The organism is Streptomyces hygroscopicus subsp. hygroscopicus, assembly GCF_001553455.1.
In the GTDB taxonomy this organism is placed as follows: domain Bacteria; phylum Actinomycetota; class Actinomycetes; order Streptomycetales; family Streptomycetaceae; genus Streptomyces; species Streptomyces hygroscopicus.
In genome coordinates this window covers 1-12,268 of sequence record NZ_BBOX01000489.1, presented here as the reverse complement: position 1 = coordinate 12,268, position 12,268 = coordinate 1, and the positions used below count along the sequence as shown (strand labels likewise).

At 72.1% G+C, this 12,268-nt stretch carries 9 protein-coding genes; 6 read left to right on the top strand and 3 right to left on the bottom strand.

Annotation, left to right across the window (positions count from 1 at the left end; all coding sequences use genetic code 11):
• The first annotated feature begins 126 nt into the window (after nucleotides 1–126).
• The 3 genes from AXW62_RS36975 (at nucleotide 127) to AXW62_RS36965 (ending at nucleotide 6,443) form a co-directional block, all read left to right on the top strand.
• Nucleotides 127–357, top strand: a complete 231-nt coding sequence (locus AXW62_RS36975; RefSeq protein WP_030828055.1) for a hypothetical protein — start codon at nucleotides 127–129, stop codon at nucleotides 355–357.
• Nucleotides 358–842: 485 nt separating this feature from the next.
• Nucleotides 843–5,180, top strand: coding sequence for an nSTAND1 domain-containing NTPase (locus AXW62_RS36970; protein WP_060948252.1), 4,338 nt, complete (start codon nucleotides 843–845; stop codon nucleotides 5,178–5,180).
• 321 nt (nucleotides 5,181–5,501) lie between these two features.
• On the top strand, nucleotides 5,502–6,443 hold the full coding sequence (locus tag AXW62_RS36965) for an FkbM family methyltransferase (protein WP_079106064.1): 942 nt from the start codon (nucleotides 5,502–5,504) through the stop codon (nucleotides 6,441–6,443).
• 211 nt (nucleotides 6,444–6,654) lie between these two features.
• On the opposite strand, the gene AXW62_RS36960 is transcribed toward AXW62_RS36965, so the two are convergent.
• Complete coding sequence (locus AXW62_RS36960) at nucleotides 6,655–7,422, bottom strand: glycosyltransferase family 2 protein (protein WP_060948254.1); 768 nt, start codon at nucleotides 7,420–7,422, stop codon at nucleotides 6,655–6,657.
• Nucleotides 7,423–7,424: 2 nt separating this feature from the next.
• Nucleotides 7,425–8,210 (bottom strand): GntR family transcriptional regulator, encoded by a 786-nt coding sequence (locus AXW62_RS36955; RefSeq protein ID WP_060948251.1) that lies wholly within the window; start codon nucleotides 8,208–8,210, stop codon nucleotides 7,425–7,427.
• 489 nt (nucleotides 8,211–8,699) lie between these two features.
• Between AXW62_RS36955 and AXW62_RS36950 the strand changes: the two genes are divergently transcribed.
• Both AXW62_RS36950 and AXW62_RS36945 read left to right on the top strand, forming a co-directional pair.
• Nucleotides 8,700–9,242, top strand: a complete 543-nt coding sequence (locus AXW62_RS36950) for a GntR family transcriptional regulator (RefSeq protein WP_060948250.1) — start codon at nucleotides 8,700–8,702, stop codon at nucleotides 9,240–9,242.
• A complete protein-coding gene (locus AXW62_RS36945) occupies nucleotides 9,239–10,018 on the top strand; it encodes a GntR family transcriptional regulator (protein ID WP_060948249.1) in 780 nt (259 codons plus the stop codon). The genes AXW62_RS36950 and AXW62_RS36945 overlap by 4 nt, the downstream gene beginning before the upstream one ends.
• Before the next feature lie 98 nt (nucleotides 10,019–10,116).
• Here the strand turns inward: AXW62_RS36945 and AXW62_RS36940 are convergent, their stop codons facing one another.
• Complete coding sequence (locus AXW62_RS36940) at nucleotides 10,117–10,878, bottom strand: phosphoglyceromutase (RefSeq protein WP_060948248.1); 762 nt, start codon at nucleotides 10,876–10,878, stop codon at nucleotides 10,117–10,119.
• 128 nt (nucleotides 10,879–11,006) lie between these two features.
• Between AXW62_RS36940 and AXW62_RS36935 the strand changes: the two genes are divergently transcribed.
• Nucleotides 11,007–12,268: MDR family MFS transporter (locus AXW62_RS36935; protein WP_060948253.1), on the top strand; the 1,262-nt coding region annotated here is incomplete at its 3' end.

Below are 12,268 nucleotides of genomic sequence, written 5' to 3'. Positions count from 1 at the left end.
GAGGCGGGGTGCCGGTGCGGGCGGCCCCGCCCCGGCGCGGGGTGCGCTGTCCGACGTGCCGCCCGAGGGGCCGCCCGACGTGCCGCCCGAGGTGCGGACGGCGCCGGGAGCGGCGAGCCTGGTGCTATGGAGGACAAGACCCCGGCCCCGCCTCGCGTGGTGGTGGACGAACCGCTGGACGGCCGCCGCCGTGTGCTGCTCGACGGCCAGGACGTCGGAGTGGTGGTGAGCCCGGACGAGCTCCGGCGGCTCCTGCACCGCGCGGGTGTGATGGAAGAGGACGCCCCCCTCGACAACCCCGAGCTGATCGACTGGCACGGCGGCGGCCCCGACGACTGGCCCGCCGCACCGAGATGACCTGATCCGACCTCGTCAGCGTCAGACACGTTAGACACACCACATCGTTCGGCGCCGGTCCCTCCCCTCGTGGGGACCGGTGCCGAACGGTGGGGCGGTGTCGATCCGCGCCTGCCGGTGCGGATCGGGGGGTTGGACAGCAGACAGGGGTCAGGGGGACAGGGGCCGGTGCGTCAGCCGTCCGGGTCGGGCCGGCGCCACGGATCTTCCGGACCCACGCGGCGATCCCGGCGCCCCCGTCCGGTGACGTCCGACAAAAGCTGGCCGAGAACGTTCGGTGCCATGGGCTGTCTCTCCGTGCGCCGAGTCTGATGCCCTGGCCAGGCGGCTCGTGGTGGGTGCGCTACTGCGGCATGATCCTGCCAGGTATGCCCTTCGCCGAGGAGGTTCCGGCGCCGGAACAGCGGCTTCAGCGCAGGTCAGCCGTATAAAGTAAGTTTTCCGGTCCGGATGTCCAGGTGCGGGGGAAGTGAGGAGAGGGGACCTTGAGCTCCGTCTCAGGGGCACGCACAGCCTTCGCGGAACGGCTCGCGCTGCTGTACAAGGAGGCCGGTAACCCTCCCCTCAAGAGCGTGGCCGAGGCGGTCGTCCGGCTTCAGCGGACCGACGAGCGGGGGCGGCCCGTACGGGTCTCCGCCCAGCGGATCAGCGACTGGCGACGCGCCAAGAACGTACCGGCCCAGTTCGCCGCCCTCGCGGCGGTGCTCCAGGTCCTGATCCCCGAAGCGCGGCGCTCGCGGCCCGTGCCGGTCTCCGCGGGCCTGTACGACCTGGCCCGGTGGCAGCGCCTGTGGGAGCGTGCGGTGGCCGACCCGGTCGGCGAGCGCACGGGCGCCTCCGCCGAGGAGGAGGAACGGTCCTCCCCGGAAGGGCCGTCCGTCCCCGGTGGGGTGTGCCCGTACCGGGGGCTGGCGCCGTACCGGCAGCAGGACGCCCGGTGGTTCTTCGGCCGGGAGCGGAGCACGGAGGCCCTCGTCGCCCAGCTGCGCGCGGCGGAGCGGACGGGCGGCCTGGTGGTGCTCGTGGGCGCGTCGGGGGCGGGGAAGTCCTCCTTGCTGAACGCCGGTCTGGTGCCCGCGTTGCACAGCGGCGCGCCGGGCGAGGAGCACGCCGGGGCGCGGGAGGTGCTGCACCTGGTACCGGGCGGCGATCCGCTCGCCGAGCTGATCCGCCGGATCCCCGAACTCGCCCGCGTCATCCCCACCGCCAGGGAGCCGGGGCGGGAACCGGCGGCGGAACCGGGGCAGGCGGAACCAGGGCAAGCGGAACCAGGGCAAGCGGAACCGCCGCAAGCGGAACCGACGGCTGCGCAACGGGCAGCTAGGGAACCGGCGGCGGCGCAACCAGCGGGTAGGGAGCCAGCGGCGGCGCAACGGGCAGCGGCGCAGCCGGCGGGTAGGGAGCCAGCCGCGGCGCAACCGGCGGCGAGGGAGCCAGCGGCGGCGCAACCGGCGGCGAAGCTGCCGACCGCGAAGCCGACCGCCGCGCAACCGGCGGCCAAGCAACCGACCGCGAAGCCGACCGCCGCGGAACCGGCCCCGGAGGCCCCCCTGCCCGCGGAGCCCGGCACCCCGCGGTTCGCGCACGCGGTGCGCGAGGCCGTCACGGCGTGGGCGGCGCGCGGGACTTCCTCCGCCACCGGCCGCCCGGTCGTCATCGTGGACCAGTTCGAGGAGGCGTTCACCCTCGGCTCCGACGAGACGGACCGGCGCACGTTCATCCAGCTCCTCCACGCCGCCTGCACGCCCGCCGGCCCGGACGAGCCGCCCCCCGTGCTCGTGGTCCTCGGCATCCGCGCCGACTTCTACGAGCAGTGCCTGGGCTATCCCGAACTGGCCGACGCGCTCCAGCACCGGCACATGGTGCTCGGACCGCTGACCACGGCGGAGCTGCGCGAGGCGGTGACCGGCCCGGCCAAGGCCGTGGGGCTGGAACTCGAACCGGGGCTGGCGGAGCTGATCGTCCGGGAGGTGAGCGCCGACGGCCCGCGCGGAACGCATGACGCGGGGGTGCTGCCGCTCCTCTCCCACGCCCTGCTCGCCACCTGGCAGCGGCGCAAGGCGGGCCGGCTGACGCTGGCCGGTTACCGCGCGGCGGGCGGCATCCAGGGAGCGGTGGCGGCGACCGCCGAACGGGCTTGGTCCGGCCTCGACCCCGGCGCGCGCTCGGCCGCCAGACTGCTGCTGCTCAGGCTGGTCCGGCTGGGCGAGGACACCCCGGCCACCCGCAGGCGGGGCACCCGGCGGCAGCTGGCGCAGGAGTCGACGGACCCCGGCAAGACGGAGGAATCGCTCGAAGCGCTGGTCCGCGCCCGGCTGGTGACACTCGACGCGGAGACCGTAGAGATCACCCACGAAGCGCTGCTGCACGCCTGGCCCCGCCTGCGCGACTGGATCGACAAAGACCGGAACGACCACCTCCAGCGCCAGCGGCTGGAGGAGGACAGCAGGGCCTGGGAGGGCTCGAACCGCGACACCTCGCTGCTCTACCGCGGTTCCCGGCTGGAACAGGCCCATACCTGGGCGAAGGCCGCCGGTGACACCTTCCTGACCCGCAGCGCGGTGGATTTCCTCGCCGCCTCGGTCAGGCTGCGCAGGCGCACCGTCTGGATCAGCCGGGGCGCGGTGGCGGCTCTGGTCGTCCTGTCGATGCTGGCCGCCGGCACCGCGGTGGTCGCGTGGCAGCAGCGGGACGACGCGATATTCGAACAGGTCGTCACCGAGGCCGATCGCTTCCAGTACTCCGACCCGTCGCTGTCCGCCCAGCTCGCCCTGGTGGCGCACCACCTGCGGCCGGGCGACGAGGGCACGAGGAACCGGCTGCTCTCGATGGTGAACGCGCCGCTGGCCACGCCGCTCCACGGCCACACCGGCGCCGTCTACCTCACCACGTTCAGCCCGAACGGGCGGCTGCTGGCCACCGCCAGCTACGACCGGACCGTCCGGCTGTGGGACACCCGCGACCGTTCTCGCCCCAGACCGCTGGGCACGCCCCTCACCGGCCACACGAGCTGGGTGAGCAGCGCGGTCTTCAGCCCGGACGGCCACACCCTGGCCAGCGCCGGCGACGACGGCACGGTCCGCCTGTGGGACGTACGGGACCCCGGCCACCCGCGCCCGCTCGGCACGCCCCTGTCCGGTCATGACGGCACGATCTACCTGCTCGCCTTCAGCCCGGACGGCCGCACGCTGGCCGCCGCCACCGAGGGTCACGTCGTCCGCCTCTGGGACATGCGCCACCCGGACCGGCCGACGGCGCTCGGCGCTCTGACCGGCCACACCGCCGCCGTGCGCTCCGTGGCGTTCAGCCCCGACGGCCGGACCCTGGCAGCCGGTGGCGACGATGCCACGATCAGGCTGTGGAACATGGCCGACCCGCGTCGTCCGGAGCGGATCGACACGGTGCTGACCGGCCACGACGACCTGATCCACTCGGTGGCCTTCAGCCCGGACGGCCGCACCCTGGCCAGCGGCAGCGCGGACAACACCATCCGGCTGTGGAAGGTCGCCGATCCGCGCCGCGCGGTGCCGCTGGGCTCACCGCTCACCGGCCACACCGGTCCCATCTGGTCCGTGTCCTTCAGCCCGGACGGAACCATGCTCGCCGCCGCCAGCCAGGACAGTACGGCGAGCCTGTGGAACGTCAGCGATCCGCGGTACCCGTCGCAGGTCGGCGAGCCACTCGCGGGGAGCAGCGGTGAGATGTACGCCCTGGGCTTCAGCCCCGACGGCCGGACGCTCGCCACCGGGTCCGGCGACAACACGGTCCGCCTGTGGTCGCTGCCGACGGCGGACATGGTCGGCCGGATCGGGATGTTCCGCCCGGACGGGCGGGTGCTCGCCACGGCCGGGCGGGACGAGAAGCTGCGGCTGTGGAACGTGGAGAATCCCCACCGGCCGGTGCCGCTGGGCGAGCCGTTCCGCCCCGGGGAGGGCACGGTGCGCGAACTGACCTTCTCCCCGGACGGCCACACCCTCGCGATGATGACCGGAGACCGCGAGGTGCGGCTGTGGAACGTCACCGACCCGGCCCACCCCGCCGCCTACAAGCGCCCCATCGCCCTGCGGACACGGTTCGCGGGCGCGCTGGCCTTCAGCCCGGACGGGCGCACCCTGGCGACCGCGTACGACGACCGCACCATCCAGCTGTACGACATCGGCGACCTGCCCCGGATCCATCGGCTCGGTGCGCCGCTCACCGGCCACAAGGGCTACGTCAACGCCCTGGTCTTCAGCCCGGACGGCCGCACCCTGGCCAGCGGCAGCGCGGACAACACCATCCGGCTGTGGAACGTGGCCGACCCGCGGCACGCCGGCCCCCGCGGCGAGCCCGTCACCGGGCACCTCGGCCCCATCAACGCGCTTGTCTTCAGCCCGGACGGCCGCACCCTGGCCAGCGGCGGCGACGACAACACGGTCCGGCTCTGGGACGTCACCGATCCCGGCAGGGCGACCCGGCTGCGCTCCCCGCTCACGGGCCACACCGACGCCATCGTGTCGCTGTCGTTCAGCCGGGGCGGCACCACCCTGGCCAGCGGCGGCAACGACAACACCGTCCGGCTCTGGGACGTCACCGTCCCGTCCAAGGCCACCCGCATCGGCCAGTCGCTCAGCCCCAACGCCAAGACGGGCAACTTCCTGTCGTTCAGTCCGCACAGCCGGATGCTCGGAGTCTCCAGCGGCGCCGATACGGTCCGGCTGTGGAGCCTGGACGTGGACGAGGCGGTCCGCCGCATCTGCTCGATGACCCGGGGCGTGCTGACACCGGGGAAATGGGCCGAATACCTGCCCCGTCTGTCGTACGCGCCTCCGTGCGGGCGGTGACCACGTTGGGCGAACGTTACGTGATCGCTGTCACAACTCCTCGCCGTGACCGGGGAGTCGGCTGCCATACGCGAGGAGCCGCGTTACCCTTAAACAGAGCCCGACCGCTGGTGCATCCCCCGTCGCCAGCGGTCGGGCGCTTCCATGTCAGGGGGAGGCGAGGCACGAGCGCCGGGACCCGGCCCGAGAACACACCTCCATGACCGCACCCTCTGGACGCACCTTCCGGACGCGCCTTCTGGACGCGCCTCCATGGCCCGGAACGCAGCCCCATGAACCGGAACGCACCCTCATGACCTGGATGACCTGGAACGCACGCTCATGACCTGGAGATCCCCCGTGATACGCAGGCTCGACCAGGCCGCGCTGGACCTGGGCCGGGAGTACGTACGCCATGCCCCGTGGAACGCGGGGAAACGGGCCCTGGTCGAGCGCCACCTGAACGCCGCGCTGCGGGACCGCCCCCTGCACCGCATGGCCCGCACGCGCTTCGGCGCCACCTTCGCCGTCGACACGCAGGACCTCATCCAGCGGTACCTCTACCTCTTCGGCGTCTGGGAACCGCATATGACGCGCTGGCTCCAGCGCCGTCTGCAGCCCGGGGACGTGTTCGTGGACGTCGGGGCCAACATCGGCTACTACAGCGTGCTCGCCTCCCGCCTCGTCGGACGGAACGGGAAGGTCGTGTCGGTCGAAGCCTCGCCGGCGTTCCACCGGATCCTGCTGCGGCACGCCCAGCGGAACCGATGCGCCAACATCCGCGCGATCAACGCCGCGGTCTCCGACCGCGACGAGCTGCTGACCTTCATCCTCGCCAGCTCCCGCAACATGGGAGCGAACAGCATCGTCCCCTACGACGGCCCGGCCGAGTCCACCTTCCAGATCGCGGCCCGGCCCCTGCCCGCCCTCCTCACCGAAGAGGAGATCACCCGGGCCAGGGTGATCAAGATCGATGTGGAGGGGGCGGAGGGCGGAGTGGTCCGCGGCCTGCTCCCCCTGCTCGGCAGGGTGCGCCCGGACGCGGAGCTGACCGTCGAGGTCACCCCGCAGCGGATGGCCGAACTCGGCGAATCCGTCGATGACCTGCTGGACGCCGTCCGGGCACACGGCTTCCACGTCTACCACCTGGCCAACGACTACGCGGCGGGCAGCTACCCGGACGCGCTGCGCCGCGCCCCGAAGGTGCCGGTGCGCCGACGGGGGCCGGTCACCGAGGAGAGCGACCTGGTCTTCTCCCGGGTGGACGCGGAGACGTTGCCCTGAAGGGCACGGGACGGCTACCGGCCGACTTGGGGCAGGGCGAGCGTCGTACCGTCGGCCGCCCACGACGCCATCGGACACCGCCAGCCGCCCGTGACGATGCCGTACACCGTCAGCCGTCCACGACGGCGCCGTACACCGCCAGCCGCCCACGACAGCGTCATACCGCTCGGCCGCCCATGACGGCGCCGTACACCGTCAGCGTTGGACACCGCTAATTACCCATGGCGGCGTCGTACCGCCAGCCGTCCATGGCCGCCAGGACGCGGGCCCGCGCCTCGACCACCGCGAACCGCGCCGCGCGCTCGGTCTCGTCCGCATGGGCGGCCTGACTGGTGACCTGACCGGGCCATTTGCGGTAGAGCAGACCCGTCTCGGCGGTGAACCAGCCACGGCTGACCGCGCTGAGGGCCATGAGGAGGCCGGTGTCCTCGGAGGCGGGCAGGGCCATCCAGCCGCCGAGGGCGAGGAGCAGATCGCGGCGCACGAAGAGGGTGGCGGGGTGGACCTGCGCCCGGTAGCCGTTCGCCTTCCAGAAGTCGAGAACGGCGCCGCGGGCGAGGGGCCCCTGCGGCGGGTCGCCTTCGAAGCCGACGGTGGAGCCGTCGGGCAGGAGGTCCAGGGCGCGGCAGGTCGCCCAGCCGAGCCCGGGGTTCTCCCTGAGCGCGCGCAGGTCGCGGGCGAGTGCGCCGGGGGTGAGCAGGTCGTCGGCGTCCAGCACCTTGACGTACTCCCCCTCGGCGCGCGAGAGCCCCATCGTGCGGGCCATGGCGGCCCGGCCGGACCGCCCCTGTCCGAAGCTGACGCGGGGGTCGTCGGGGACGTAGGGCCGTACGGCGTCGGTCTCGCCGTCCTCCTGGATCACCCACTGCCAGTCCCAGCCGTCCGGCAACTCCTGTGCGCACAGCGACGCGTGGGCCTCCGGCAGGTGCCCGGCGCCCGGGGCGTGGACCGCGGTGATGACGGTGATGGTGTTCGGCATGGTCACCACCTCTCCAGGGGGGTGGTGTAGACCAGCTCCGTACGGTCCGCGGCCAGCGTCACGTCGGAGACCTCGACGACCCGGCCGCCGATGTCCGTGCAGATCTTCCGCAGAAGGATCACCGACACCCCTTTCTTCAGCCCCAGCGCCTCGGCCTCTTCCACGGTCGGCGGCCGGGCCGTGATCCGTTCCTCCACGCGGTCCAGCTCGATGCCGATGGTGTAGAGCTGGTTCTGGGTGCCGCCGGGCCAGGGCTCGTTGGCGGCGTCGAGCAGGTCCGGGTTGGCGGCCACCACGTCATGGACCAGGTACGAGTGCACCAGGGCGAACGGGGCGTCCTCCGTACGGCAGTTGGTGCGGTAGATCCGCTCCAGCAGCCGCGTGTCCACCGGGACCCCGAAGACGGACGCCAGGTCCTCGTCGGCCTGCGCGTCCCGGTATTCGGCGTGGAAGGCGAGGTCGGTCACCTCGAGCCCGGTGTCGTGCTCGGTGGACCCGGTCCTCAGACGCTCGGCCCTGGACCGGCGCGCCCGGTCCTTCTCCCACTGGTGCCGGTCGTTGTTCCGCTCGATCCGCCGACGCGGGGTACGGACGAAGGTCCCCACCCCGTGCCGCTTGTCGATCAGCCCCTCGGCCACCAGCTCCGACAGCGCCCGCTGAAGCGTCGGCACGCTGGTCCGGTAGCGCGCGGCGAGCTTGTCCTCGGCCGGCAGCCGCTCCCCGGGAAGAAGCCGCCCCGCCCGGATGCCCTGCCGGAGCGCGTCCGCGATCTGCTCGTACTTCGCCATGGGTGCTCACCGTCCTGGAGTCGGGACGGTTTCAGGGTAGGTGCTAAAGAGGTCATGAGGCCAAGACCTCTTAAGGACGCGGGATCCTTCCTACCTCTGCGGAGAAGGCTGCGCCTCACCGACTGCGCTGGGCGCGTTCGCGCTCCGCGTTGCCGATGACACCACCTACCAGAGGCTACCTCACTGCATTTCACGAATAGCGATAAGGCGGCCTCGCTCGTGCACCCAGCTCTGAGGCGGTGACTCGCCATGCCCTTGACGCGGCAGCGGTTCTTCACGCGACGCAGGCCATCCATTCGCGCAGCGCGACAGTTCGTCACCCGCACGCTGTCCGAATGGGGTTACGCCGACCGCCTGGAGGACATCCAGTTATGCGGACCACAGACGACCTGGTCCAGTCGGCCCGCACCGACGTCCTCGGCAGACTCAGGCGCCAGATCGACGGTGTGGAGGCCGTCGGCGAGTGTCGATCACGCTTGAGGAGGGGCAGTGGCCAGCGATGCGTGGATCAGTTCCTCGTTGCCCTACCTGCGGCCTGTCGAGGGCGATCAGGGTGACGCATGGGGTGAGGAAGGGGCAGCGCGCGGACGGCGGGGGATCCAGCGCATTCTGCGGGCCGGGGAGGTTTCGGCTCCGGCTGTCGTGGCCCGCCTCCTGGGAATCGAGGACGGGGACACGGTCGTCGTACGGCGCCGGATCATGTACCTCGATGAGGAGCCGTGTGAGCTGACCGACTCCTACTATCCGGCACCCATCGCGGCGGGCACCCGCCTCGCGGACACCGCGAAGATCCGCGGAGGAGCGGTGGCGCTGCTCGCCGAGCTGGGACATGTGGGGCGGCGGGTGCGGGAGGACGTGACGGCTCGGATGCCGGACGCACAGGAACGGGAACTGCTGCGGATCGGTACGGAGGAACCGGTGATGCGCCTGGAGCGGGTCGTGCTCGACGGGGCCGACCGGGCCATCCAGGCCGACCTGATCACCATGCCCGCCCAACGCCGGCGCCTGCGCTACGAAATCAGGATGGGATGACCGTGCCGAAGGCCGAACAGGACGCAGTTGACCGGCGGTCGCTGCATGAGCGGATCGCCGCCGACCTCCGCGACGAGATCATGTCCGGCGACCTTCCGCCGGGTGCCAAGCTCCCGTCGACCGCCCAGCTCAAGGAGCGGTTCACCGCCTCGAACGCGACCGTACAGAAGGCATTGCAGCTCCTGAAGGACGAAGGGCTGGCGGTCGGCCGCGCCGGAGCGGCCGTCACCGTACGCGAACACCGGCAGCGCACCATGCGGCCCGCCTCCTACATGGCCCCGGCCGCGCCAGGAGAGCCGTACCGATGGATCAGCGAGGCCGCGACCCACCAGGCGCGCGGAAGCAGCCGGATCCTCGACGTCACCGAGATCCGCCCGCCCGCCGACGTCGCCGGGGCGCTGCGCCTCCCCGAGGGTGGCACCGCGCTGCTGCGGGCGCAGGTACTGCTCTTGGACGACGAACCGGTGGAGCTGGTGAAGTCGTACTACCCGCTGGAGCTGGCTCGCGGTACGGCGATCATGGACCGCCGCAAGATCAAAGGCGGCACTCCGGCCCTCCTCGCGGAGCTGGGCTACCCGCCCCGCCTCAGCGTCGACAAGGTCTCTGCGCGCGTACCGACCCAGGAGCAGTACACGGTGCTCGGTCTGCCGGGCAACCTTCCGGTCCTGCGCACGCTGCGCGTCGTCTACAGCGATGGCGACCGCCCCATCGAAGCCACGGTGATGGCCAAGGCCGGGCACCTCTACGAGTTGCAGTACGAGTTCGCTGCCTCCTGACCGCCTCCTCACCGCTGGCGACCTCGGGTCGGCCCACCCCAGGCCAAAGGCCCCCTACTCGCGGCGAAACCGCGGGTAGGGGGCCTCTTGAGCTGGGCTTACTTCTTCTTGCCCTGGTTCTTGACCGCCTCGATGGCGGCCTTCGCGGCCTCCGGGTCGAGGTAGGTGCCGCCCGGGACGACGGGGCGGAAGTCGGCGTCCAGGTCGTAGGAGAGCGGGATGCCGGTGGGGATGTTCAGGCCCGCGATGTCGGCGTCGGAGATGCCGTCGAGGTGCTTGACCAGGGCGCGGAGCGAGTTGCCGTGGGCGGCGACCAGGACCGTGCGGCCGGTGAGGAGGTCCGGGACGATGGCGTCGTACCAGTACGGCAGCATCCGCTCGACGACGTCCTTGAGGCACTCGGTGCGCGGGCGCAGCTCCGGCGGGATCGTCGCGTAGCGCGGGTCGTCGCTCTGGGACCACTCGGCGCCGTCCTCGAGCGGGGGCGGCGGGGTGTCGTACGAGCGGCGCCACAGCATGAACTGCTCCTCGCCGAACTCGGCGAGGGTCTGCGCCTTGTCCTTGCCCTGCAGCGCTCCGTAGTGGCGCTCGTTCAGCCGCCAGGAGCGGCGGACCGGGATCCAGTGGCGGTCGGCGGCCTCGAGGGCGGACTGCGCGGTGCGGATGGCGCGCTTCAGGAGGGACGTGTGGACCACGTCGGGGAGCAGGCCGGCGTCCTTCAGCAGCTCACCGCCGCGGACGGCCTCCTTCTCGCCCTTCTCGTTCAGGTTGACGTCCACCCAGCCGGTGAACAGGTTCTTCGCGTTCCACTCGCTCTCGCCGTGGCGGAGGAGGATCAGCTTGTACGGTGCGTCGGCCATGCTGTCGAGCCTACTGGACCGGCCCGAGCGGGTCGGTTGACGGACCCCGTCAATCGGCTGGCGGCGCGGAGTGGGCATCGGTAAGTTGCGGATGCTGGTTGTGCCGCTTACACGGGGGGAGTCACCCGATGTCCGTCGTCCGACTGAGACAGGCCGCGAAGGAGAGCGTCTCGGGGTTGCCCCGGGACTTCTGGTGGCTGTGGACCTCCACGCTGGTCAATCGGCTGGGCGGGTTCGTGGCCACGTTCCTTGCCATGTACCTGACCGTGGACCGGGGCTATTCGGCGATGTTCGCCGGGCTGGTCGGGGCGCTGCACGGGCTGGGCGGGGCGGTGTCGGCGGTGGTCTCCGGGGTGCTGACCGACCGGCTGGGGCGACGGCCCACGCTGCTGGTCTCACAACTGTCGACGGCGGTCACAGTCGCCGTGCTGGGCTTCGTCCAGGACCCGGTCGCCATCGCCGTCGTGGCCTGCCTGGTGGGGATGACCAGCAACGCCTCCCGGCCCGCGGTGCAGGCGATGATCGCCGACATCGTCGCCCCCGAGGACCGGGTGCGGGCCTTCTCGCTCAACTACTGGGCCATCAACCTCGGCTTCGCCGTCTCGGCGGCGGCGGCCGGGCTGATCGCGCGCCACGGCTATCTCACCCTCTTCCTGGCCGACGCCGGTATGACGCTGCTGTGCGCGGTCATCGTCTTCGTCAAGCTCCCGGAGTCCCGTCCCGAACGCCACGCCGCCACCGAGGGTGCGGACGGGGCGGCGGACGCGCCGGAGCCGGAGGTCGGGCTGGGCACGGTGCTGCGCGACCGGCGGTTCATGGCCGTGGTCGCGCTGTCGTACCTGATCGCGACCATCATTCAGCAGGCGTTCGTGGCGCTCCCGGTGGCGATGGGGGCCGAAGGGCTGTCCAGCACCGACTTCGGCGTCGCGATCGCGACCAACGGCGTGCTGATCGTGGCCGTGCAGATCCCGGTGACGCGGTTCATCGAACACCGCGATCCGGCGCCCCTGCTCGTCGCCTCCGCGCTGCTGACCGGAGCGGGCTTCGGACTGACCGCCTTCGCCGGGTCGGTGGGGATGTACGCGCTGGCCGTGACCGTCTGGACGCTCGGCGAGATCATCAACTCGCCCACCCAGATGGGGCTGGTGGCCCGGCTCTCCCCGACCCATGGGCGCGGCCGCTACCAGGGGATGTACACCCTCTCGTGGTCCCTCGCCTCCCTCACCGCGCCGCTCGTGGGCGGCGCGGTCATCGACCACTTCGGCGCGGACACGCTGTGGGCGGGCAGCGCCGTGGTCGGGCTCGTGACCGCCACCGGGTACGCGGCCCTCGGGCGTACGCTTCGGGGCCGGCCCGGGGGTGGGGGGCCTGGGGTTGAGGAGTCGTCGGG